The sequence below is a fragment of the Azospirillum agricola genome, assembly GCF_020005195.1.
Classification (GTDB): Bacteria; Pseudomonadota; Alphaproteobacteria; order Azospirillales; family Azospirillaceae; genus Azospirillum; species Azospirillum agricola.
On the sequence record NZ_JAIFZR010000001.1, the window covers coordinates 528831 to 551366 of the forward strand.

The window sequence follows — 22536 nt, forward strand, 5'->3', positions numbered from 1 at the left end:
ACGGGCCGAGGCGATCCCGAGTCCCCGCTGGACTTGGCTGCCTTGCCCGTCGCCATAGGTCGTCTGGCCGAGCCGATGCCGATGTCTGTCCGGTCAGCCGAAGAACTGTCCGCCATTCACCTCGATCACTTGCCCGGTGATGTAACCGGCGAGCCGGTTCGAGGCGAGGAACAGATAGGCGCCGACGCAGTCCTCGGCGTCGCCCAGCCGCTTCAACGGGATGCGGGCCGCCGTCTGGGCGAGTTTTTCCGGGGTGGAGTAGCGTTCATGGAAGTCGGTGGCGACGGTGCCCGGCGACACCGCGTTGACGCGGATGCCGGATGGGGCCAGTTCGGTTGCCAGCGAGCGGGCGAGGCTGGCCTGGAACGCCTTCGCGGCGCTGTAGAGCGACGAGCCGGGGCTGCCGCCGGTGCGGCCGGAGATCGAGCCGGTGTTGACGATGGCGCCGCGCGAGGCGACCAGGGCCGGCAGGGCCGTGCGGCTGGCGATGACGGCGGAGGCGGCGTTCAGGTCGAACTGGCGTTGCAGGAAGTCGTCGTCGATGTCGGCGAGGGCGACCCGGCCCAGCATGGTCCCGGCGTTGTTGATCAGCACGTCGAGGCCGCCCAAGGCGCCGATGCCGCGCTCGACCACGGCGCGCACCTGGGCGCGGTCGGCGAAGTCCCCGGCCAGCGGCACGGTGCCCCGCCCCATACGGTCGGCCTGGGCGGTGACGGCGGCCTCGTCGCGGCCGTGGATCGCCACCTGCGCGCCCAGCTCGGCGAAGGCCGCCGCCACGGCGGCGCCGATGCCCCGGCTGCTGCCGGTGACCAGCACCCGCTTGCCGTGGAACTCCCGGCCGAGCAGGTCGGTGGGCCAAGCCGGGGCGGCGGGGTGGACGGGCTCGGTCACGGGGTGGGTCACGGCGGCGGCTCCCTGCGGTTCGAATCCGAAGATCCGATTGTTTGCTTGTGTTCGTTTCCGATCATAGAGGCCGGCCAGGCGGAGCGTCAACGCGAGGGGCGGCGCCCGGCATGGTGTCGGCGCAAGCGAGTCCCCTTGCCGTGTTTCCTCCGTTTCGTCGTCGGGAGTCCGTTACCTGGCGCGGTTTTCCAGCCAGTGCCGGATCTCGCCGACGATGCCCTTGCGGAAGAGCAGGACGCAGACGACGAAGATGGCGCCGATGACGACCGGGACCGGCAGGCTGGTGGCGGCCAGATAGCTCTCCAGCGTGACGACCAGCGCCGCGCCCACCACCGGACCGAACAGCGTGCCCATGCCGCCGAGCAGCGTCATCAGCACGACCTCGCCCGACATCTGCCACTGCACGTCGGTCAGCGAGGCGAGCTGGAACACCAGCGCCTTGGTGCCGCCGGCCAGACCGGCGAGGCTCGCCGACAGCACGAAGGCCAGCAGCTTGTAACGGTCGGTGCGGTAGCCGAGCGAGATGGCGCGCGGCTCGTTCTCGCGGATCGCCTTCAAAACCTGGCCGAAGGGCGAATGCACGGTGCGCCAGATCAGGACGAAGCCGCCCAGGAAGATCGCCAGAACCACGTAATACATGGTCAGCGGCTGGGTCAGGTCGAACAGGCCGAACAGCACGCCGCGCGGCACCGCCTGGATGCCGTCCTCGCCGCCGGTGAACTTCAGCTGCAAGGCCAGGAAGAACACCATCTGGCTCAAGGCCAGCGTGATCATCGCGAAATAGATGCCCTGCCGGCGGATCGCCAGCGCGCCGAAGGCCAGCCCGAGCAGGGCGGCGAAGCCGGTGCCGAGCAGCAGTCCGAGCTCCGGCGGCAGGCCCCAGACCTTAACCGTGTGGGCGGTGATGTAGGCGGCGCCGCCGAAGAAGGCGGCGTGGCCGAAGCTGAGCAGGCCGGCGTAGCCGATCAGCAGGTTGAAGGCGCAGGCGAACAGCGCGAAGCACAGCACCTTCATCAGGAAGACGGGGTACAGCGCGAAGGGCGCCACCAGCGCGATCAGCAGGCCGGCGCCGAACAGCAGCGCCGTGCGCGTTCCCGTTCCCGTGCCCGCCGTGGCGCGTACCCGCAGCCCGGTTTGCGTTTGCGTGGTCATGATCAACGCTCCCGTCCGAAGAGGCCCGCGGGCTTGATGAGAAGAACGATCGCCATGATGACGAAGACGACGATGTTGGAGGCCTCGGGGTAGAAGACCTTGGTCAGTCCCTCCAGCAGCCCCAGCCCCAGCCCGGTCACGATGGCGCCGAGGATCGAGCCCATGCCGCCGATCACCACCACGGCGAAGACGATGATGATCAGGTTCGAGCCCATCAGCGGCGAGACCTGATAGATCGGCGCCGCCAGCACCCCGGCCAGACCGGCCAAGGCGACGCCGAAGCCGTAGGTCAGCGAGACCATCACCGGCACGTTGATGCCGAAGGCCTGGACCAGCGTCGGGTTCTCGGTGGCGGCGCGCAGGTAGGCGCCGAGCTTGGTGCGCTCGATGGCGAACCAGGTGCCGAAGCAGACGATCAACGAGAACACCACGACCCAGCCGCGGTAGGTGGGCAGGAACATGAAGCCGAGGTTGTTGCCGCCCCGCAGCGCGTCGGGGATCGGGTAGGGCTGGCCGGAGACGCCGTACTGATGGCGGAAGGCGCCCTCGAAGATCAGCGCCAGGCCGAAGGTCAGCAGCAGCCCGTACAGGTGGTCGACCTTGTAGAGCCGGCGCAGCATCGTGCGCTCCAGCACCAGCCCGATGGCGCCGACGACGATCGGCGCGACGATCAAGGCCCCCCAGTAGCCGACACCGACATAGGTCAGCAGCAGCCACGCCACGAAGGCGCCGACCATGTACAAGGCGCCGTGCGCCATGTTGACGACGTTCAACATGCCGAAGATCACCGCCAGCCCAAGGCTGAGCAGCGCGTAAAAGGAGCCGTTGATCAGGCCGAGCAGAAGCTGGCCGAACAGCGCCTGGGGTGGCACCCCCAGAAGTTCGAACATGAGAAGCTCTCCCACTCACACACCGAGATAGGTGTGGAGCTTGTCCATGTTGGCGTGGAGCTGGTCGTTGGGGATCATGTCGACGACGTGCCCCTCCTCCATCACGTAATGGCGGTCGGCGATGGTGGCGGCGAAGCGGAAATTCTGCTCGACCAGCACGATGGTGAAGCCGCGCTGCTTCAAGGCCCGCACCGCCACGCCGATCTGCTCGATGATGACGGGGGCCAGGCCCTCGGTCGGCTCGTCGAGCAGGATCAGGGTGGCGCCGGTGCGCAGGATGCGGGCGATCGCCAGCATCTGCTGCTCGCCGCCCGACAGGCGTGTTCCTTGCGTGCTCCCGCGCCCCTTCAGGTTGGGGAACAGCTCGTAAATCTGCTCCACCGTCATCCCGCCGTCCCTGATGACCGGCGGCAGCGTCAGGTTCTCGTCGACGCTGAGCGAGGAGAAGATGCCGCGCTCCTCCGGCACATAGCCGATGCCCAGGCGCGGGATCCGGTGCGGGGCCATGCCGATCAGCTCGGTGCCCTGGAAGCGGATCGAGCCGGTGCGCTTGGCCATGATGCCCATGATGGCGCGCATGGTCGAGGTCTTGCCGGCGCCGTTGCGCCCCAGCAGCGTCACCACCTCGCCCTGGCGGACCTCCAGCGAGACGCCGTGCAGGACGTGGCTCTCGCCGTAGAAGCCGTGCAGGTCGCGGACCTCCAGCATGGCGGTCCCGACCTGGCTGGTCTTGCTCTGCATCCCGTCAGGCATGTCCGGTCCCCATATACGCTTCCATGACCTGGGCGTTCTTCGACACCACCTCGTAGGGGCCTTCCGCCAGGATCTCGCCGCGCCGCAGCACGGTGATGGTGTCGGACAGATGGGCGACGACCGAGAGGTTGTGCTCGACCATCAGCACGGTGCGGTCGGCGGCGACGCGCTTGATCAGCGCCGCGGTGCCCTCGATGTCCTCGTGGCCCATGCCGGCCAGCGGTTCGTCGAGCAGCATGACCTTGGGGTCGAGCGCCAGGGTGGTGGCGATCTCCAGCGCGCGCTTGCGGCCATAGGGCAGCTCGGCGGCGAGGTGGTGCGCCCAGGGTGTCAGGTTGACGTCCTCGATCAACTCAAGCGCACGGCCGTGCAGGTCGTGCAGGCTGGCCTCCGACTTCCAGAAATGGAAGCTGGTGCCGAGCGGGCGCTGGAGGGCGACGCGGACATTCTCCAGCACGCTCAGGTGCGGGAAGACGGCCGAGATCTGGAAGGAGCGGACCAGCCCCATCAGCGCGATGTCGGCCGGCCTGGTGCGGGTGATGTCCCGGCCCTTGTAGAGGATCTGGCCGCGCGTCGGCGTCAGGAACTTGGTGAGCAGGTTGAAGACCGTGCTCTTGCCGGCGCCGTTCGGGCCGATCAGCGCGTGGATGGTGCCCCGCCTCACTTGCAGGTTCACCTCCTTCACGGCGACGAAGCCCTTGAACTCCTTCGTCAGGCCACGCGCTTCCAGGATGATGTCGTCGGTCATCGGCCGCTTCCCGTGCGCGGCCGTCAGGACTTCTTGACCAGCGGGCAGGTGCTGCGCTCCAGCGGCTGGTAGGCGTCGTCGCCGGGGATCGGGCGCAGAACCTTGGCGAGATCCCAGGGCGACTTGACCTCCGCCGGGGCCTTGGCCTCCGCCAGATACATCTCGTGCACCATGCGGCCGTCGTCGCGGATCTTGCCGTCCTTGGCGAAGAAGTCGTTGATCGTCACCGTGCGCAGATGCGCGCGCACCTTGTCGGCGTCGTCGGTGCCGACCGCCTTGATGGCGTTCAGGTAGGTCGTCACCGCCGAATAGGCGCCGGCCTGGATGTCGGTCGGCATGGTGCCGAAGCGCTTGAAGAAGCGCTCGGAGAAGGCGCGCGTCTCGTCGTTGTAGTCCCAGTAGAAGCCGGTGGTGAACTTGACGCCCTTGGCGACGTCCGGCCCCAAAGCCTTCAGGTCGCTGAGGAACACCAGCATCGCGGCGATCGACTGGCCGCTGTCGGTCAGGCCGAATTCCTGCGCCTGCTTCAGCGCGTTGCTGAAGTCGGTGCCGGCGTTGGCCAGCGCGACGATCTCGGCGCCCGAGGACTGCGCCTGCAACAGGTAGGAGGCGAAATCGGCGCTGTTCAGCGGGTGGCGGACGCCGCCGACCACGGTGCCGCCCATCGCCTTCACCACGTCGGTGGTGTTCTTCTCCAGCGAATGGCCGAAGGCGTAGTCGGCGGTCAGGAAGAACCAGCGCTTGCCGCCCTCCTCCACCACGGCGCGCCCGGTGCCGGTCGCAAGCGCGTAGGTGTCGTAGACATAGTGGATGCCGTAGGGCGAGCATTCCGCGTTGGTCAGCGCGGTGGAGGCGGAGCCGGCGGCGATGGTGATGCGCTTGCGCTCGGCCCCCAGCTTCTGGATGGCGATGGCCGAGGCGGAATCGGTGGATTCCAGCACCATGTCGACCTTGTCCTGGTCGAACCAGCGGCGCACGGTGGAGGAGGTGATGTCGACCTTGTTCTGGTAGTCGGCGGAGACGATCTCGATCGGCTTGCCGAGCACGGTGCCGCCGAAATCCTCGGCCGCCATCTGCGAGGCGACGACGACCGCCTTGCCGCCGTTGCCGGAATAGACGCCGGTCATGTCGACGATGACGCCGATCTTCACGGCGTCGTCCGAGACGCCCTGTGCCTGGGCTGCGGTGACTCCGGTGAAGGCCATCGTCACGGCCAGTGCGGCGGTGGCGGCGGAGAGCATGAGGGGCTTCTTGGACATGGGGGCCTCCCGAACGGCGATTTTGATTGGGATGCGCCTGTCTCCGCGTCGGGGGTCGCGCAGGGGCGCGGACGGCGGAAGGACAGGCTGTCAGGGGGACTGTCGCAAAGCCCGTGCCAACCCGTGAAAGCGTGGAATGCCGCCACCAAGCACACAGTCAGCGGCGCGAACAGTGTTGCCGGGAAACACAATGTCCTCGACGAGGACACCGGCGGCGACGGCAGGGTGTCTTCTGGAGGCATGGCGGAAGACAGGCACTGTTGCGTTTGCAATGAGCGACTGAAGCCCCTCTCCCCTCGCGGGAGAGGGGTTGGGGTGAGGGGGGGGCAAACTTTCCGCCTTCGGCGGAATACCCCTCATCCCAACCCTTCTCCCACAAGGGGAGAAGGGCTTCTTTTTGCCTCAAGCCCCCCGCCTACGCCTGCTCCTCGATCAGCCGCAGCCGCTTGTAGAGGTAGGAACGCGAGATCCCCAACTCCTCGGCCGCGCGCTTCTTGTTGCCGTCATGGCGTTTCAGCGCGTCGCGTATCAGCGATTCCTCGACATTCTCCACGGTGGAGCGCATGTCGGCGCCCGACGCGGACGGCGCCGCCCCGGATGCCACCGCCGCGGGCTCGGGGGCTACCGTCGGTGCCGGCACCACCGACGGCATGCCCGGCAGGGCCGAGGGGCGGAAATCCTCGACGCGGATCGTCGTGCCGTCGGAGAAGATCGCCGCACGCTCGACCTCGTGCAGCAGTTGCCGGACGTTGCCCGGCCATTTCAGCGATTGCAGGTAGCCGTAGACCTTGTCGTCGACGAAGCGGACGTTGCTGCGGTTGCGGCTGGACAGCCCGGCGAGGAAGCCCTGGACGATCGCCGGAATATCCTCCAGCCGTTCGCGCAGGGGCGGCAGCCGCAGGGTGACCGGGCTGATGCGGTAATAGAGATCGAGCCGGAACTTCTCGCTCTGGATCATCTGGCCGAGATCGCGGTTGGTCGCCGACACCAGCCGGAAATCGGAAAAGCGCTGCTGCTCGCCGCCGACCCGCTCGAACACGCCGTCCTGGAGGATGCGCAGCAGCTTGACCTGGAGGTCGAGCGGCATGTCGCCGACCTCGTCGAGGAACAGCGTGCTCTTGTGCGCGGATTCGAACTTGCCCTTGCGGCCCTTGCGCTCGGCCCCGGTGAAGGCGCCGGGCTCGTAACCGAACAGCTCGCTCTCGGCGAGGCTGGCGGGCAGCGCCGCCGAGTTCACCATCACCATCGGCCGGCCGTGGCGGGCGCTCAGGCTGTGGAGCGCGTTGGCGACCAGCTCCTTGCCGGTGCCGCTCTCGCCGATCAGCAGCACCGGGACGTCGAGCGGCGCCACCTTGGCGATGTCGGCCTTCAGCTGGCGGATGGCGTCGCTGGTGCCGATGATCTGCTCGATCCCGGTGGAGCGGGTGCGCAGGCCGGTCAGCTCGCGCTTGTACTGGGCGATCTCGTCGCGCAGCCGGTTGACCTCCAGGCTGAGCTGCTGGAGCTGTTCCGGCGCCTTGAACATCACCTGCCCGATGGCGCCGACCACCGCGCCGCCCTCGACGATCGGGATGCGGCTGACGACGCGGGTGACGCCGCGCATCTGCTGGACCCGGCCGATCTCGGCCTTGCCGGTGCGCACGATCTCGTGCAGGCGGGTGTTCTCGATCACCTCGGTCACCGGCTTGCCGGCGGCCTCGCCGGTGCCGAGCCGGAAGAAGCCCTCATGGACCGGGCTGATGAAGCGGACCTTCGCCTCGTGGTCGACCACCGTCATCCCCTCGTAGGGGCTGCTGACCAGATGGTTGAGGATGCTGTAGGCGAAATCGACGCTGCCGATGAAGTCGAGCAGCGTGTCCTCCCGCTGGCCCCGGTGGACGAGGAACAGCGTCGCGTCGGCGCCGCGCCAGCCGAGCACGGTGCAGCGCGCGCCGTCCAGCTCGATCCCGAACAGCCGCCGGGCTTTCAACTGGCCGCGCAGGCCCTTCAGCCGCTCCTGCACATCGGCCCGGACGCCCAATCCGCTCTGAAACCTTACGTTGCTTTGGCCGTCGAGGACCAGCAGGCCGGCCTCGACCGGGTCGTGCGTTTCGCTCATCGGAATGCCTTTGTTCTGCCGCCGCCGGGCGGTGTCGTTGGCGCATCCTAAGCACAGCCACTGTCCCCTGTGAACACATATTGTTGGTGTAGCTGTGTGTTCGTCGACTACATTGTCCAAGAAGGAGCCAGAGTGCCGCCCCGTTGCGTCACTGAAAAATTAGATAAATTCCAATAGCTTAATGAAAAATCTGGAACTGGCACGGCGGTTGCTACCATCCGTTCGACCAACAAGCCGGAACAGCGAGACACCATGCTTCCGATGGACACTCTTCCCGACGCGCCCGACGCCGCCCCGTTCGGGATGCTGGCCGGCGTCCGGGTGCTGGACCTGACGACCTCCGTCGCCGGCCCCTACGCATCACAACTTCTGGGAGATTTTGGCGCCGACGTCATCAAGGTCGAGCGGCCGGGGCACGGCGACGACGCCCGCGCCTGGGGCCCCCCCTTTCTCAACGGGGAATCCCTGTGGTTCCTGAGCGTCAACCGCAACAAGCGCAGCCTCACGCTCGACTACACGCGGCCGGAGGGGCGGGCGATCCTGTTCGACCTCGCCCGCCACGCCGACGTTGTGGTCGTCAACATGGTCCAGCGCACGCAGGACAAGCTGGGCATCAGCTACGAGACGCTGTCGGCGGTGAAGCCGGAGCTGATCGTCGCCTCGATCACCGGCTTCGGCCTGAAGGGCGGCCGCGCCGACCTGCCCTGCTATGACCTGATCGCCGAGGGCTACAGCGGCGTCATGGACCTGACCGGAGAGCCGGACTCCGCGCCGCAGAAGGTCGGCACCCCGGCGGCCGACATGCTGGCCGGGCAGGACGCCGCGCTCGCGGTCTGCGCCGCGCTGCTGGAGCGCGCGCGCACCGGGCGGGGCCGCAAGATCGACGTCTCGCTGGTCGAGAGCATGACCCGCTTCATGACCCCGCGCGTCGCCACCTATCTGGGATCGGGCGAGCTGCCGCGGCGCTCGGGCGGGCGCGACAGCGTCATCGCCGTCTATCAGGTCTTCGACACCGCCGACCGGCCGATGACCGTCGGGCTTGGCAACGACGGCATCTGGCGCCGCTTCTGCACGGCGCTCGGTCAGCCGGACTGGGCGGCCGAGCCGCGCTATGGCAGCAACGCCCACCGCCGCGAGGCGCGGCCGGAGATCGTCGCCGGCATCCAGGAGCGCCTGCGCGCCCGCCCGCGCGCCGAATGGCTGGCGCTGCTGGCCGAGGCGAAGGTGCCGGCCGGACCGATCAACCGCCTGGACGAGGTGGCGGCCGACCCCGATCTGCTGGAGCGCGGCCTGTTCTACGCCCTGCCCCACGGCGCCGATGGCGGGTCCTGCCCGCAGGTCAACCTCGGCATCCACGTCGACGGCGCCCCGGCGGCCCCCCGCCTGCCGCCGCCCCGTCTCGGCGAGCACACGCGGGCCATCCTGGGAGAGCTGGTCGGCTGCGCCGAGACGGATCTCGCCAGCCTGTCCGCAGCCGGCATCATCTGACCACCGACACCACGAACGAACGGAAACGCGAGCCATGGCCTACGACACCATCCTCTACGCCGAAGACGGCCCCGTCGGCACCCTGACGCTGAACCGTCCCGAGGACGGCAACATGTTCAACGCCACCATGTGCCACGAGATCCGCGACTGCATCAACGAGGTGCGGCGCGAGACGCGGACCCGCGTTCTGGTCATCACCGGCGCCGGCGACCGGTTCTTCTGCACCGGCGGCCGCAAGGACGGCATGGAGGATTCGCAGCTCTACGCCGGCGTGCTGCCGACGCTGGAGATGTACGAGAGCATCGAAAAGCTGCAAAAGCCGGTCATCGCCTCGGTCAACGGATTCGCGGTCGGCGGCGGCAACGTGCTTCAGATGGTCTGCGACCTGACCATCGCCGCCGACACCGCCGTGTTCCGGCAGGTCGGCCCGATGGTCGGCAGCTTCGACGCCGGCTACGGCACCTGGTATCTGGAGGATCTGGTCGGCAAGAAGCGGGCGAAGGACATCTGGTTCCGCAACCCGAAGATGACGGCCGCCAAGGCCGCCGAGATCGGCCTGATCAACGAGGTCGTTCCCGCCGCCGAGCTGAAGGCCGCCACCCGCGCCATGGCGCTGGAGATCGCCGACCGCGGCGCCTTCGCGCTGGCCTCGCTGAAGGCCGCCTTCAACGCCCGCCACAACGGCGTCAGCGGCCTGTCGCGCATGGCGCACGACCTGCTGCTGCGGGGCTATCTGGAGACCGACGAGGCGCACGAGCTGGCCGCCTCCTTCGCCGAGCGCCGCAAGCCGGACGCCGACAAGTTCGGCCATTGAGACCGCAAGGCTAGGGAGATCACCGTCGTGAACACCGTCCTCACGCTCCACGACCCCGCGCTGGCGGCGGGCTACAAGGCGGCCGGCATCTGGCGCGGCGAGACGCTGTACGGTCTGCTCGCCCGCCGCGCCGCCGAACGGCCGGACCGCTTCGCGCTGCGCGACGGCGTCCGCCGGCTGACCTGGGCGCAGCTGCTGTCCTGGGTCGACAGCGTTGCCGACGACCTCGACGAGGGCGGCATCCGGCGCGGCCAGCGCGTGTCGGTCTGGCTGCCCAACCGGGTCGAGGCGGTGGTGGTCTTCCTCGCCTGCTCGCGCAACGGCTATGTCTGCAACCCGTCGCTGCACCAGAACTACACGGTCGCCGAGATCGCCGGGCTGCTGGAGCGCATCGACGCCGCCGCCTTCTTCGGCCAGACCGGCTACGGGGCGGATGCGCAGACCGCCGACGTCTTCGCCGCCGCGCGCAACCTGCCCTCGATGAAGCGCATCCACCGGCTGGAGCCCTACGGCGACCGCTGGAGCGGCGCCGACCTGCCCTTCCCGCCGCTGGAGCCGCGCCGTCCGGTCCACGCCGAGCCGGTGACCAACGCCGACAAGGTGGTCTACCTCGCCTTCACCTCCGGCACGACGGGCGCGCCGAAGGCGGTCATGCACTCCGACAACACGCTGCTGGCCAACGGCCGGGCGATGGTCGAGGACTGGGGCCACGGGCCGGACACCATCCTGCTCAGCCTCAGCCCGATGAGCCACCACATCGGCACCGTCGCGCTGGAGCAGGCGCTGGCCGCCGGCTGCGAGCTGGTGGTCAACGACCCGCCGGCCGGATCGAGGCCGCTCGACTGGATCCTGGAGACCGGCGCCACCTACATCATGGGCGTGCCGACCCACGCCATCGATATCCTCGCCGATGTCCGCCGCCGGGGCATGGACCGGCTGGGCGCGGTGACGATCTTCTACATGGCCGGCTCGCCGATCCCGCAGGAGACCGCGCGCGGCTTCCTGGCGCTCGGCATCCAGCCGCAGAACATCTACGGCATGACGGAGAACGGGTCGCACCAGTACACCCGGCCCGACGACGACGTCGACACCATCGTCGGCACCTGCGGGCGCGCCTGCAACGCCTACGAGGTGCGGATCTGGAAGCAGGACGCGCCGGACGTCGAGGCCGCCCCCGGCGAGATCGGCGAGATCGGCGGGCGCGGCGGCTGCCTGATGCTGGGCTATTTCGACAACCAGCGCGCCACCGAGAACTCCTTCAACCGGCAGGGCTGGTTCATGAGCGGCGACCTCGGCCGCTTCGACGCCAAGGGCAATCTGGAGATCGTCGGCCGCAAGAAGGATCTCATCATCCGCGGCGGCCACAACATCCATCCGTCGCGCATCGAGGATCTGGCGAAGACCCACCCGGCCGTGCTGATCGCCGCCGCCATCCCGGTGGCCGACGAGCGGCTGGGCGAGAAGGTCTGCCTGATCCTGTCGGTTGAGGGCACGCCGCCCACGCCCAAGGCGATCCTGACCCACCTGTTCGAGGCCGGCCTGTCGAAATACGACATGCCCGAATATCTGGCGATCACCGGCGATTTCCCGATGACGCCGAGCGGCAAGATCCTCAAGCGCGGCCTGATCGACTGGGTCAAGAGCGGCAAGCTGCAACCGACCCCGGTGCGCTGGACGGCGCCCGCCGCAACCACGCCCAACCTCACGCCAACATTTTCTGGGGAAACGACCTGATGCCCGTCACCCTGACCCGGCTGGATGAGCTGGCGGTCCTGACGCTGGACCGTCCCGAGGCCCTCAACGCGCTGAGCTTCGCGATCCTCGGCGAGATCGGCGCGGCGCTCGACGAGGTGGCGCGGGGCGACGCCCGCGCCCTGCTGGTGACCGGCGCCGGTCCGAAATCCTTCTGCGCCGGGGCCGACATCAAGGAGTTGACCGGCCGCAGCCTCGACGCCCAGAAGAAGGGCGCCGAGTTCGGACAGGCGGTCTTCGCCAAGCTGGCCGCCCTGCCGATGCCCTCGGTCGCGGTGATCAACGGCTTCGCCTTCGGCGGCGGGCTGGAGATGGCGCTGGCGTGCAGCTTCCGCGTCGCCGGGCGCAACGCCAAGCTGGGGTTGCCGGAGATCAAGCTGGGGCTGATCCCCGGCTATGGCGGGACGCAGCGCCTGCCGCGCCTGATCGGCGAGGCCCGCGCGCTGGAGATGATCCTGACCGGCCGCACCGTCGGCGCCGAGGAGGCCGAGCGCATCGGTCTGGTCAACCGGCTGATCGACGAGCCGCTGCTCGACAACGCCGCCGCCTTCGCGCGCGAGTTCACCGTCTACGGCAAGCTGGCGCTGTCCTTCGCGCGCTCCGCCGTGCAGCGGGCGATCGACCTGCCGATCCACGAGGGGCTGAAGATCGAGGCCGACCTGTCCACCCTCGCCTACCAGACCGCCGACGCCGCCGAGGGCATGGCCGCCTTCGCCGAGAAGCGCAAAGCCAGCTTCCAGGACCGCTGACATGACCCAGACTTCGATCAAAGACGGAATCGTCGCCGTCACCGGCGCCGGGCGCGGTATCGGCGCCGACATCGCCATCGAACTGGCGCGGCGCGGCTTCACCGTCGCCTGCCTGACCCGCAAGGGCAATATCCCGGAGCGGCCGGCCGGGGATGCCGGCCTCGCCGAGCGGCTGCTGCCCTTCCGCTGCGATGTGACCGACGAGGCATCGCTGCGCGCGGTGTTCGCCGAACTGGCCGGCCTCAGGGGCGGGCTGACCGCGCTGGTGAACAACGCCGGCATCCATCTCGACGGGCGCAGCGACAGCTTCTCCACCGACGACTTCAACGCGGTGATGACGACCAACGCCACCGCCGTGTTCGTGGCGGCCCGCGAAGCCTACCCGCACCTCGCCAAGACCAGGGGCATGATCCTCAACATGGGATCCTTCTTCGACCGCATGGGCGTGAAGCGGAACCTCGCCTACTGCGCCTCGAAGGCGGCGGTCGGGGCGATCTCGCGCTGTCTGGCGGTGGAATGGGCGCCGGCCGGCATCCGCGTGGTGAATCTCGCACCGGGCTACATCCTGACCGACCTGAACCGCGAGGCGCTGTCCGAAGGCCCGCTCAGCGCCTTCCTGCAAAAGCGCATCCCCACCGGCGGCCCCAGCGGCGCCGACGCCGTCGCCAGGCTCGCCGCCACGCTGCTGGAGGAGAACATCCCCTTCCTGACCGGCGAGACCATCTACCTCGACGGCGGCCAAGGCATCGCGCATTGACCAACCGGCCCTCTCCCGCCCCGGGAGAGGGAGGGGACCCATGCGGCAGCATGGGGAGGGTGAGGGGCTAGAGGGCGTGGTACGCAATCCATGCTCCGATAGCCCCTCACCCTTCCCACCGCTGCGCGGCGGGCCCCTTCCCTCTCCCGGGGCGGGAGAGGGGAAGTAAGAAGGACCAGGGAATGAACGTCTTCGAGAAGCTCGACGCCCAGATCCCGCTCTCCGACGAGGAGGCGATGCTGCTGGAGAGCGTCCAGGCGCTGGCCCGCGACCGGATCGCGCCGAAGGCCGAACATCATGACGCCGCCGGCGAATTCCCGTGGGACAACGTCCACGGCATCAACGAGCTGGGCCTCAACGCCATGTTCGTGCCGGAGGCCTACGGCGGCGCCCAGCTCTCCTACGTCGCCTATCTCGCCTGCGTGCGCGAGATCAGCAAGGCCTGCGCCTCGACCGGCATCGTCTGGGCGACCAACTTCCACGGCATGAAGCCGCTGATCGACTTCGGCAGCGAGGAGCAGAAACGGCGCCTGCTGCCGCGCCTCGCCGAAGGGGCTCTCGGCGCGCTCTGCATCACCGAGGAATCCGCCGGCTCCGACGCCACCGGCATGAAGACCCGCTTCACCCCCGACGGCGATGACATCGTCGTCAACGGCGGCAAGATTTTCATCACCAACGGCGACGTTGCCGACCTCTACCTCGTCTTCGGCAAGTGGAGCGAGATCGACGACCCGAAGAAATCCATCTCCGTCCTCATCCTGGAGAAGGGCACGCCCGGCCTCAACATCCTCCGCAAGGAGGACAAGATGGGCCACCGCGCGTCGAGCACGGCGGCGCTGTCCTTCGAGAATGTCCGGGTGCCGCGCGCCAACCTGCTGGGCCAGCCCGGCGACGGCCTGCGCATCCTGCTCGCCTCGCTGAACAAGTCGCGGCCCAGCGTCGCGGCGCACGCGCTGGGCATCGCGCGGGCCGCCTTCGAGGATTCCGTCGCCTACATCAACGAGCGCCGCCAGTCCGGCAAGCGCATCATCGAGTTCCAGGGCATCCAGTTCCTGCTGGCCGACATGGCGACCGACCTCGCCATGTGCGAGGCGTGGCTGTGGCAGCTCGGCCGCCGCATCGACGCCGGCGAGCAGGATTTCGGCGTCGAGGCCTCGATGCTGAAGATGCGCGCCAGCGACCTCGCCATGCGGATCAGCACCGAGGCCGTCCAGCTTCTTGGCGGCTACGGCTACTGCAAGGACTACCGTGTGGAGCGGCTGATGCGCGACGCCAAGATCACGCAGATCTGGGAGGGGACCAACCAGGTCCACCGCCAACTGATCGGCCGCAGCTTCATCGAAAGGCAGAAGTGACATGAGCACGATCAAGACCGTCGGCGTCGCCGGAGCCGGCACGATGGGCGCCGGCATCGCCATCGTCGCCGCCCGGGCCGGTTTCCGCACCATCCTCTACGACACCCGCCAGGACACGCTGGACCGCGCGCGGCGCCAGACCGAGGGCTTCTTCGCCAAGTCGGTGCAGCGCGGCAAGCTGACCGCGGAGGCCGTCGAGACGATCATGGGCAACATGGTCGGCACCACCGACATCGCCGCGATGGCCGAGTGCGACGTGGTGATCGAGGCGATCTTCGAGGATCTGAAGGTCAAGCACGGCCTGTTCTCGGATCTCAACGCCGTCTGCCCGCCGCACACCATCTTCGCGTCGAACACCTCCACCCTCTCGATCACCGAGATCGCCGGCGGGTCGGGGCGTCCGGAGCGCGTCGTCGGCATGCATTTCTGCCTGCCCGCCCAGCTGATGAAGCTGATCGAGATGTCGCCCGGCCTGACCACCGCGCCCGAGGTGTTCGACGCCGCCTGGAAGTTTGCCGAGGCGATGGGCCAGCGCCCGGTGAAGACCAAGGACAACCCAGGCTTCATCCTCAACTACTTCCTGGTGCCCTTCAACAACGACGCCATCCGCATGGTCGAGGCGGGCGTCGCCGAGCCGGCGGACATCGACCGCGCCATCAAGGCCGGGCTCGGCTACCCGATGGGGCCGCTGGAGCTGCTCGACCTGATCGGGCTCGACACCCAGCTGCTGCTCTGCGAGGCGCTGCACGGCGTCACCAACGACCCGCGCGCGGCCTGCCCGCCGCTGGTCAAGCGGATGATCGCCGCGAACCATCTGGGCCGCAAGACCGGCCGGGGGTTCTACACCTACGAAAAAGACGCGATGTTCGGAGGCTGAGCGATGTCCTACCAACTGATCGACACGGGAAACAGCCGCTCCTTCCCCGCCGCTCACCCCTTGCTTGATGGGGCGCTGCTCGACGGGGCGTCCTCCTCCGGTGACGTGGTGGTGCTGATCGGCGCCGACACCGGCTCCGCGCTGAACGACGTGACCGACCGCGCCGGCCGCGCGGCGATCCTCGTCGAACTCGGCACCGAGAGCCTCGGCACCCACACCGGCGAGAGCCGGGGGACCGAGGGCTCCAACGTGCTGGGCTTCGCCCGCTTCCGCCTGGGCGACGGCGCGCCGTCCGACCTCGTGGAATTGGTTCGCCAGCCCGCCACGCCGGACAGCGCCATCGCCGCCGCCAGGGCGGTGCTGGAGGGCGCCGGGCTGAAGGTCGCGGTCTGCGGCGACTTCGCCGGCCGCATCATCGACCGCCTGATCCGCCCCTACTACAACGCCTCGCTGCGCCGCCTCGACGAGCGGCTGGCGACGGCCGACGACCTCGACCTGACGCTGAAGCTCGGGCTCGGCTACCCCGAGGGGCCGATCAGCCTGCTGGAGCGCACCGGGCTGGCACACCATTACGACGTCACGTCGGCCCTGTTCGAGACGCTCGGCACCCCCGACTACGCCCCGGCCCGCCGCGCCGTGGTCGCCAAGCGCCGCGCCGAGAAAGGGCTCAAGTGATGCGGCCCCTCGACGGAATCCGCGTTCTCGACTTCAGCACGCTGCTGCCCGGCCCGCTCGCCACGCTGATGCTGGTCGAGGCGGGTGCCGAGGTCATCAAGATCGAGCGCCCCGGACGCGGCGACGAGATGCGCAGCTACGAGCCGAAATTCGGCGCCGACGCGGTGAATTTCGGCCTGCTGAACCGCGGCAAGCGCTCCATCGCGCTCGACCTCAAGGCGCCGGGCGCGGTGGACCAGTTGATGCCGCTGATCCGCTCCGCCGACGTGATCGTCGAGCAGTACCGGCCCGGCGTGATGGACCGGCTGGGGCTGGGCTACGCGGCGCTGTCGGCGGTCAACCCCGGCCTGATCTACTGCTCGATCACCGGCTACGGGCAGAGCGGCCCGAAGGCGGCCGAGGCCGGGCACGATCTGAACTACGTCGCCGAGACCGGCATGCTGTCGCTGGCGGCCGGCAGCGACGGCGCCCCCGTCCTGCCGGCGGCGCTGGTCGCCGACGTCGGCGGCGGCACCTACCCGGCGGTGGTCAACATCCTGATGGCCCTGCTGGAGCGCAACCGCACCGGCAAGGGCTGCCACCTCGACATCGCCATGGCGGACGGGATGTTCACCTTCCTCTATTGGGCGATGGGCAACGGCTTGGCCGCGGGGCAATGGCCGGTGCCGGGCGGCGACCTCGTCACCGGCGGCACGCCGCGCTACCAGATGTACCGCACCGCCGACGGCCGCTTCCTCGCCGCCGCCCCGCTGGAGGACAAGTTCTGGGCCTCCTTCTGCGGCCTCATCGGGCTGCCCGACGAGTTCCGCGACGATGCCAAGGACCCGGCCGCGACCCGGCAGGCGGTCGCCGGGCTGATCGCGGGCCAGGACTCCGGCCACTGGCGCGCCGCCTTCGCCGGCAAGGACGTCTGCTGCGTCGTCATGAGCCGCATGGAGGAGGCGCTCGCCAACCCGCATTTCCGGGAGCGCGGCCTGTTCGCCCGCCGTCTGGCGGGGCAGGACGGCCGGACCATCACCGCCCTGCCCACCCCGCTCGCCGCCAGCCTGCGCGCCGACGCCGCCGAAACCGGCTATCCGGCGCTGGGCGAGGCGAACGGCGACCTGCTCGGCAGCGCTCCGACCAGCAAGGAGTAACGCCATGAAAGCGATCACCATCCGCCAGTTCGGCGAACCGGACGGCATGGCCATCGAGGAGCGCCCGACGCCGCAGGCCGGGCCGAACGAGGTGCTGGTCTCGGTCAAGTCGATCGGCGTGAACTATCCCGACCTGCTGGTCATCGGCGGCAAGTACCAGATCCTCGCCAAGCCGCCCTTCAGCCCCGGCAAGGACGCGGCCGGCGTGGTGCTGGCGGTCGGCGCCAACGTGACGGTCTGCAAGCCCGGCGACCGCGTGGTCTGCCAGCTCGAATACGGCGCCTACGCCGAGGAGATCACCGTCCCGGCCGACCAGTGCTTCGTCCTGCCGGACGCCATGTCCTTCGACGAGGCGGCGGCGATGGGCCTCGTCTACCAGACGGCGCATTTCGCGCTGGTCGAGCGCGGGATGTACAGGACGGGCGAGACCGTGCTCGTCAACGGGGCGGCGGGCGGCGTCGGGCTCGCCGCCGTGCAGATCGCCAAGGGCCTCGGCGCCACGGTGATCGCCGGGGTGATCGGCGAGGACCAGGCCGCCATCGCCCGCGAGAACGGCGCCGACCACACCGTCGACCTGTCGATGCCCGACCTGCGCAACGCTCTGCGCGACCGCATCAAGGAACTCACCGGCGGGCACGGCGTCGACGTGGTGCTCGACCCGGTCGGCGGCGAGGCGTTCACGGCGGCCTTGCGGTCGATGGCGTGGCGGGGCCGCATGGTGGTGATCGGCTTCGTCAGCGGCACGATCCCCGAGGTGAAGGTCAACTATCTGCTGGTCAAGAACATCCACGTCAGCGGCCTGCAATGGAGCGACTACCGCGACCGCGCCCCCGACTGGGTGCGCCGCGTGCAGGCCGAGCTGTTCGACCTCTACAGCGCCGGGGCCATTCGCCCGAAGGTGATGAAGGCTTTCGCCTTCGAGGATTACGCCCAGGCGCTCGGTCTGGTGCGCGAGGGCAAGGTGACCGGCAAGGTCGTGCTGCGGGTGTGACCGGGCGCCGGCCCCGCCCATCCCGGTGAGGGGGGGCGGGGGCCGCAGTGACGGTGGGCGATCCGTTGCGTGGTTGCCGGATCACCCACCGTCGCCGCGTGCCTTCCCAACACCGTGCTTAAAGCCCCTTCCCCCTCCCCGGGGGAGAGAGGGCTTTTCAAAGGAAAAAATAAGTGGAGAGGCACCAGTGAGCGGCAAAGCGGGAAACGGGGCCAAAGCCCTGCCGAGGGATACGGTCGTGGCCGTCGTCGGGGCCGGCACGATGGGGAGCGGCATCGCCCAGGTGGCGGCGGTCGCCGGTCACCCGGTGCTGCTGTTCGACAGCTTCGCCGGCGCCGCCGAGCGCGGCCGGCAGACCATCGCCGCCAACCTCGCGCGGCTGGTCGCCAAGGGCAGCCTCGACGAGGCGGGCCGCGGCGCTATCCTCGACCGCATCCGCACCGGCGACAAGCTCGAAGCGCTGGCCGGAGCCGGCCTCGTCGTCGAGGCGATCATCGAGGATCTCACGGCCAAGCGCGCCCTGTTCACCGCGCTGGAGGGCGTCGTGTCGGCCGACTGCATCCTCGCCACCAACACCTCCTCCATCTCCATCGAATCCATCGGCGCGCCGCTGTCCCGTCCGGAGCGGCTGGCCGGCCTGCATTTCTTCAACCCGGCTCCGCTGATGGCGCTGGTCGAGGTCGTGCGCGGCCGCGCCACCGATCCGGCCATCGCCGACCGGCTGCTCGCCACCGCCGCCGGCTGGGGCAAGGTGCCGGTGCTGGCCCGCTCGACCCCCGGCTTCATCGTCAACCGCGTCGCCCGCCCCTTCTACGCCGAGGCGTTGCGCGTGCTGGCCGAGGGGGCCGCCACCCCGGCGGCGCTCGACGCGGTGATGCGCGGCTGCGGCGGTTTCCGCATGGGCCCGTGCGAACTGATGGACCTGATCGGCCACGACGTGAACTACGCCGTCACCCGTTCCGTCTGGGACGCCTTCCACAACGACCCGCGCTTCCAGCCCTCGCTGGTCCAGCGCGAGTTGGTCGAGGCCGGCTGGCTCGGCCGCAAGTCCGGGCGCGGCTTCTACGACCACCGGCCGGGCGCCGCCGCCGCCGATCCCGGCTTCGCGCCCGCCGCGTCGGTTGCGCTGCCCGCCTCGGTGACGGTGGCGGGGGCGCTGGGCTTCGCCGCGCCGCTGCTCGACCGCATCCGCGCCGCCGGCATCGCGGTGGAGGAAAGCGCCGGCCCCGGCCTGTTGCGCCTGGGCCCCGTCACGCTGGCGCCGACCGACGGGCGGCTCGCCACCGAGCGCGCGGCGGAGAGCGGCGGGGATCTCGTGCTGTTCGACTGGGCGCTCGACTGGGCGAAGGCGGGAACCATCGCCATCGCCCCGGCCCGCCAGACCTCCGCCGCCGCGACCGCCGCCGCCGTCCGGCTGTTCCAGGCGCTGGGGATGAGCGTCGCCCTGATCGACGACGTGCCCGGCCTGATCGCCGCCCGGACCGTCGCCATGCTGGTCAACGAGGCCGCCGACGCGCTCAACCAGGGGGTGGCCGACGGGCGTGCCATCGACCTCGCCATGACCAGGGGCGTCAACTACCCGGTCGGGCCGCTCGCCTGGGGCGACCGCGTCGGCCCGGCCCTGGTGCTGCGCACGCTGGACAACCTCGCCCGCACCTACGGCGAGGACCGCTACCGCGCCTCCCCCCTGCTCCGCCGCTGCGCGCTGGCGGGCGTCGCCCTGCTGAACGAAAAGGATTCGTGATGACCGCCGCCTACCTCTGCGATGGCCTGCGCACCCCCTTCGGCCGCTACGGCGGGGCGCTGGCGTCGGTGTGTGCCGACGATCTCGCCGCCGTGCCGATCCGCGCCCTGATGGAGCGCAACCCGGCCATCGACTGGGCGCGGCTGGACGAGGTGATCCTCGGCTGCGCCAACCAGGCCGGCGAGGACAACCGCAACGTCGCCCGCATGGCCGCGCTGCTGGCCGGCCTGCCGGTCGAGGTGCCCGGCACCACGGTCAACCGGCTGTGCGGCTCCGGCATGGACGCTGTCGGCATCGCCGCCCGCGCCATCCAGTCCGGCCAGGCCGACCTGATCCTGGCCGGCGGCGTCGAGAGCATGAGCCGCGCCCCCTTCGTGATGGGCAAGGCCGACAGCGCCTTCTCGCGCAACGCCGCGATCTTCGACACCACCATCGGCTGGCGCTTCGTCAACCCGGCGATGAAGGCGGCCTACGGCGTCGATTCCATGCCGGAGACGGCGGAGAACGTGGCGGAGGATCACGGGATCGGCCGGGCCGACCAGGATTCCTTCGCCCTGCGCAGCCAGCAGCGCGCCGGCCGGGCGCTCGCCGCCGGGCGCTTCCGGCGGGAGATCGCCCCGGTCACCATCAAGGGCCGCAAGGGCGACACGGTGGTGGACACCGACGAGCATCTCCGCCCCGACACCACGGCCGACGCGCTGGCCGCGCTGAAGCCGGTGGTCAAGCCGGGGGGCACGGTGACCGCCGGCAACGCGTCCGGCGTCAACGACGGGGCGGTGGCGCTGCTGCTGGCCTCGGAGGCGGCGGTCAAGCGTCACGGCCTGACGCCACGGGCGCGGGTCACCGGGATGGCGACGGCGGGGGTGGCGCCGCGGGTGATGGGCATCGGCCCGGTGCCGGCGGTGCGCAAGCTGCTCGACCGCCAGGGGCTGACGGTCGCCGATCTCGACGTGGTGGAACTGAACGAGGCCTTCGCCGCCCAGGGGCTGGCCGTGCTGCGGCAGTTGGGACTTCCCGACGACGGGGCGCGCGTGAATCCCAACGGCGGCGCCATCGCGCTCGGCCACCCGCTCGGCGCGTCGGGGGCGCGGCTGATCCTCACCGCGATGCACGAGCTGGAGGAGGCGCGGCTCAGCCGGGCGCTCTGCACCATGTGCGTCGGCGTCGGCCAGGGCATCGCCACCATCATCGAACGGGTGTGACGCGCGCCGGCCGTGCCCCGGTGATCCGGTCTTCTCAGGAAACGGACTCTCCCAAGCGGTGCGTCAGGAAGAAGCGCAGCATCTCCCGGCTGGCGTCCGGTCCGCCGGGGTCGGTGTGGGAACCGGACGGGCTGCCGCCCATCCAGGTGTGCCCGCCGCCCAGCACCGTCCACCGTTCGCACAGGATCCGGTCGGCCGCGTCGCTGTGGAGGGTCCGGCGGTAGGCGCGGCCGCCGCCGGTTTGGCCGTCCTGCACCGTGACGCGCAGGCCGCTCACGGAGGCCGTCACCTGGGCCGCCACCGCGTCGGCGTTGTTCGGATGGACGGTGCGGTCCTGGTCCCCGTGGAAGACGATGGTCGGGATGGGCCTTACCGGCGGCAGCGTGGCCGGCGCCCCCTGGCGCATCGCGGCGAAGGCCGAGGGCACGTCGGCGGCGATGCCGACCGGCAGGCCGGAATGCACGCCCACGGCGGCGTAGAGGTCGGGATAGGCGGCGCCCATGACGGCCGCCGCCGCTCCGCCGGCCGAAAGTCCGGCGATGTAGACGCGGGTCGGGTCGGCCGGGTGGTCGCGCAGGATCTGGCGGGTGATTCCGGCGAGCAGCGACGGCTCGCCCTGGTCGCGGCGCTGGTCCTCCGGCCGGAACCAGTTCCAGCATTTCTGCGGGTTGGCGGAGGAGGGCTGCTCCGGGTAGACGACGAGACAGCCGAACTCCTCGGCGAGCGCGTTCATGCCGGTGCCGGCGGCGAAATCGTCGGGCGACTGGGTGCAACCGTGCAGCATGACGATCAGCGGAAGCGGCTGCACGTTGCGGTTGGCCGGGATGTAGAGCTTGTAGCCGCGCGTTCCGGCCGGGCCGCTGTAAGAGCCGGTCGTGAAGGAGGCGCCGTCCGGCACGGAGACCGCGGGCCCGTTGCCGGGCAGCCCGAAGCCGCCGGACTTGGCGCGCGCGGCGAGATCCCGCAGGGTGTCGCCCAGGCCGGTCCGCCGCTGACGGGTGCCGGGAGCCGCCCGACCGGCGGCCGGCCCGTCGTCCCGGAGGCCGTCCCCCTGAAGGCCCCCCTGGAGATGGCGCTGGATGAGGGCGGTGGCCTCGCCGAGCTTGCCGGCGCCGGTCAGGCGGGCGATCTCGGTCAGGGCGGGAGGAAGTTTGCGGAGCATGGCGGTCTTTCCGGGACTGAAGGGAGCGGAC

20 protein-coding genes are annotated in these 22536 nt (G+C 69.9%); 12 read left to right on the top strand and 8 right to left on the bottom strand.

From position 1 onward, the window contains the following. Positions 1-93: 93 nt before the first annotated feature. The 7 genes from JN22_RS02215 to JN22_RS02245 all read right to left on the bottom strand — a co-directional run bounded on the left by JN22_RS02215 (position 94) and on the right by JN22_RS02245 (position 7803). Entirely contained in the window at positions 94-903 is an 810-nt protein-coding gene (locus JN22_RS02215) for an SDR family NAD(P)-dependent oxidoreductase (RefSeq protein WP_223677520.1), read from the bottom strand. Positions 904-1074: 171 nt separating this feature from the next. After that, the gene (locus tag JN22_RS02220) at positions 1075-2055 is read right to left on the bottom strand and encodes a branched-chain amino acid ABC transporter permease (protein WP_085552327.1); all 981 of its coding nucleotides are present in this window, start codon (positions 2053-2055) and stop codon (positions 1075-1077) included. A gap of 2 nt (positions 2056-2057) precedes the next feature. Further along, complete coding sequence (locus JN22_RS02225) at positions 2058-2945, bottom strand: branched-chain amino acid ABC transporter permease (protein ID WP_085552328.1); 888 nt, start codon at positions 2943-2945, stop codon at positions 2058-2060. A 15-nt stretch (positions 2946-2960) separates the two neighbouring features. After that, positions 2961-3698: an ABC transporter ATP-binding protein gene (locus tag JN22_RS02230; protein WP_085552329.1), complete on the bottom strand. Its 738-nt coding sequence runs from the start codon at positions 3696-3698 to the stop codon at positions 2961-2963. Then, the gene (locus tag JN22_RS02235) at positions 3691-4446 is read right to left on the bottom strand and encodes an ABC transporter ATP-binding protein (RefSeq protein ID WP_085552330.1); all 756 of its coding nucleotides are present in this window, start codon (positions 4444-4446) and stop codon (positions 3691-3693) included. Before JN22_RS02235 ends, JN22_RS02230 begins: the two co-directional genes overlap by 8 nt. A 23-nt stretch (positions 4447-4469) precedes the next feature. After that, positions 4470-5705, bottom strand: a complete 1236-nt coding sequence (locus tag JN22_RS02240) for an ABC transporter substrate-binding protein (RefSeq protein ID WP_211099541.1) — start codon at positions 5703-5705, stop codon at positions 4470-4472. A gap of 415 nt (positions 5706-6120) precedes the next feature. Continuing rightward, on the bottom strand, positions 6121-7803 hold the full coding sequence (locus JN22_RS02245; protein ID WP_085552332.1) for a sigma-54 interaction domain-containing protein: 1683 nt from the start codon (positions 7801-7803) through the stop codon (positions 6121-6123). A 252-nt stretch (positions 7804-8055) separates the two neighbouring features. Here JN22_RS02245 and JN22_RS02250 point away from each other — a divergent pair, with 252 nt between their 5' ends. The 12 genes from JN22_RS02250 (at position 8056) to pcaF (ending at position 21343) form a co-directional block, all read left to right on the top strand. Further along, a complete protein-coding gene (locus tag JN22_RS02250) occupies positions 8056-9291 on the top strand; it encodes a CaiB/BaiF CoA transferase family protein (protein ID WP_085552333.1) in 1236 nt (411 codons plus the stop codon). A 34-nt stretch (positions 9292-9325) separates the two neighbouring features. Further along, positions 9326-10105, top strand: a complete 780-nt coding sequence (locus JN22_RS02255; protein WP_085552334.1) for an enoyl-CoA hydratase-related protein — start codon at positions 9326-9328, stop codon at positions 10103-10105. A 27-nt stretch (positions 10106-10132) separates the two neighbouring features. After that, complete coding sequence (locus tag JN22_RS02260; RefSeq protein ID WP_085552335.1) at positions 10133-11839, top strand: class I adenylate-forming enzyme family protein; 1707 nt, start codon at positions 10133-10135, stop codon at positions 11837-11839. Beyond that, positions 11839-12606, top strand: a complete 768-nt coding sequence (locus JN22_RS02265; protein ID WP_085552336.1) for an enoyl-CoA hydratase/isomerase family protein — start codon at positions 11839-11841, stop codon at positions 12604-12606. Before JN22_RS02260 ends, JN22_RS02265 begins: the two co-directional genes overlap by 1 nt. Position 12607: 1 nt before the next feature. Further along, on the top strand, positions 12608-13363 hold the full coding sequence (locus JN22_RS02270; RefSeq protein ID WP_211099542.1) for an SDR family NAD(P)-dependent oxidoreductase: 756 nt from the start codon (positions 12608-12610) through the stop codon (positions 13361-13363). Between the two features lie 182 nt (positions 13364-13545). Continuing rightward, entirely contained in the window at positions 13546-14718 is a 1173-nt protein-coding gene (locus JN22_RS02275; RefSeq protein WP_085552337.1) for an acyl-CoA dehydrogenase family protein, read from the top strand. A gap of 1 nt (position 14719) precedes the next feature. After that, positions 14720-15595, top strand: coding sequence for a 3-hydroxyacyl-CoA dehydrogenase family protein (locus JN22_RS02280; protein WP_085552338.1), 876 nt, complete (start codon positions 14720-14722; stop codon positions 15593-15595). 3 nt (positions 15596-15598) lie between these two features. Further along, entirely contained in the window at positions 15599-16270 is a 672-nt protein-coding gene (locus tag JN22_RS02285; RefSeq protein ID WP_085552339.1) for a 3-hydroxyacyl-CoA dehydrogenase family protein, read from the top strand. Continuing rightward, positions 16270-17406: a CaiB/BaiF CoA transferase family protein gene (locus JN22_RS02290; protein WP_211099543.1), complete on the top strand. Its 1137-nt coding sequence runs from the start codon at positions 16270-16272 to the stop codon at positions 17404-17406. The genes JN22_RS02285 and JN22_RS02290 overlap by 1 nt, the downstream gene beginning before the upstream one ends. 4 nt (positions 17407-17410) lie before the next feature. Then, positions 17411-18397, top strand: coding sequence for an NADPH:quinone oxidoreductase family protein (locus tag JN22_RS02295; RefSeq protein ID WP_085552341.1), 987 nt, complete (start codon positions 17411-17413; stop codon positions 18395-18397). Between the two features lie 187 nt (positions 18398-18584). Next, complete coding sequence (gene paaH / locus JN22_RS02300) at positions 18585-20141, top strand: 3-hydroxyacyl-CoA dehydrogenase PaaH (protein ID WP_223677521.1); 1557 nt, start codon at positions 18585-18587, stop codon at positions 20139-20141. Beyond that, positions 20141-21343, top strand: coding sequence for a 3-oxoadipyl-CoA thiolase (gene pcaF / locus JN22_RS02305; RefSeq protein ID WP_085552342.1), 1203 nt, complete (start codon positions 20141-20143; stop codon positions 21341-21343). Before paaH ends, pcaF begins: the two co-directional genes overlap by 1 nt. A gap of 34 nt (positions 21344-21377) precedes the next feature. Here the strand turns inward: pcaF and JN22_RS02310 are convergent, their stop codons facing one another. Then, positions 21378-22505 (bottom strand): extracellular catalytic domain type 1 short-chain-length polyhydroxyalkanoate depolymerase, encoded by a 1128-nt coding sequence (locus tag JN22_RS02310; RefSeq protein ID WP_085552343.1) that lies wholly within the window; start codon positions 22503-22505, stop codon positions 21378-21380. Between the last annotated feature and the right edge of the window lie 31 nt (positions 22506-22536).

Bases quoted from the DNA above. Each gene is read 5' to 3' on its own strand.
- JN22_RS02220 (WP_085552327.1), bottom strand. From the start codon at position 2,055: ATGACCACGCAAACGCAAACCGGGCTGCGGGTACGCGCCACGGCGGGC.
- JN22_RS02225 (WP_085552328.1), bottom strand. From the start codon at position 2,945: ATGTTCGAACTTCTGGGGGTGCCACCCCAGGCGCTGTTCGGCCAGCTT.
- JN22_RS02230 (WP_085552329.1), bottom strand. From the start codon at position 3,698: ATGCCTGACGGGATGCAGAGCAAGACCAGCCAGGTCGGGACCGCCATG.
- JN22_RS02235 (WP_085552330.1), bottom strand. From the start codon at position 4,446: ATGACCGACGACATCATCCTGGAAGCGCGTGGCCTGACGAAGGAGTTC.
- JN22_RS02240 (WP_211099541.1), bottom strand. From the start codon at position 5,705: ATGTCCAAGAAGCCCCTCATGCTCTCCGCCGCCACCGCCGCACTGGCC.
- JN22_RS02245 (WP_085552332.1), bottom strand. From the start codon at position 7,803: ATGAGCGAAACGCACGACCCGGTCGAGGCCGGCCTGCTGGTCCTCGAC.
- JN22_RS02250 (WP_085552333.1), top strand. From the start codon at position 8,056: ATGCTTCCGATGGACACTCTTCCCGACGCGCCCGACGCCGCCCCGTTC.
- JN22_RS02255 (WP_085552334.1), top strand. From the start codon at position 9,326: ATGGCCTACGACACCATCCTCTACGCCGAAGACGGCCCCGTCGGCACC.
- JN22_RS02265 (WP_085552336.1), top strand. From the start codon at position 11,839: ATGCCCGTCACCCTGACCCGGCTGGATGAGCTGGCGGTCCTGACGCTG.
- JN22_RS02270 (WP_211099542.1), top strand. From the start codon at position 12,608: ATGACCCAGACTTCGATCAAAGACGGAATCGTCGCCGTCACCGGCGCC.
- JN22_RS02275 (WP_085552337.1), top strand. From the start codon at position 13,546: ATGAACGTCTTCGAGAAGCTCGACGCCCAGATCCCGCTCTCCGACGAG.
- JN22_RS02280 (WP_085552338.1), top strand. From the start codon at position 14,720: ATGAGCACGATCAAGACCGTCGGCGTCGCCGGAGCCGGCACGATGGGC.
- JN22_RS02285 (WP_085552339.1), top strand. From the start codon at position 15,599: ATGTCCTACCAACTGATCGACACGGGAAACAGCCGCTCCTTCCCCGCC.
- JN22_RS02290 (WP_211099543.1), top strand. From the start codon at position 16,270: ATGCGGCCCCTCGACGGAATCCGCGTTCTCGACTTCAGCACGCTGCTG.
- JN22_RS02295 (WP_085552341.1), top strand. From the start codon at position 17,411: ATGAAAGCGATCACCATCCGCCAGTTCGGCGAACCGGACGGCATGGCC.
- pcaF (WP_085552342.1), top strand. From the start codon at position 20,141: ATGACCGCCGCCTACCTCTGCGATGGCCTGCGCACCCCCTTCGGCCGC.
- JN22_RS02310 (WP_085552343.1), bottom strand. From the start codon at position 22,505: ATGCTCCGCAAACTTCCTCCCGCCCTGACCGAGATCGCCCGCCTGACC.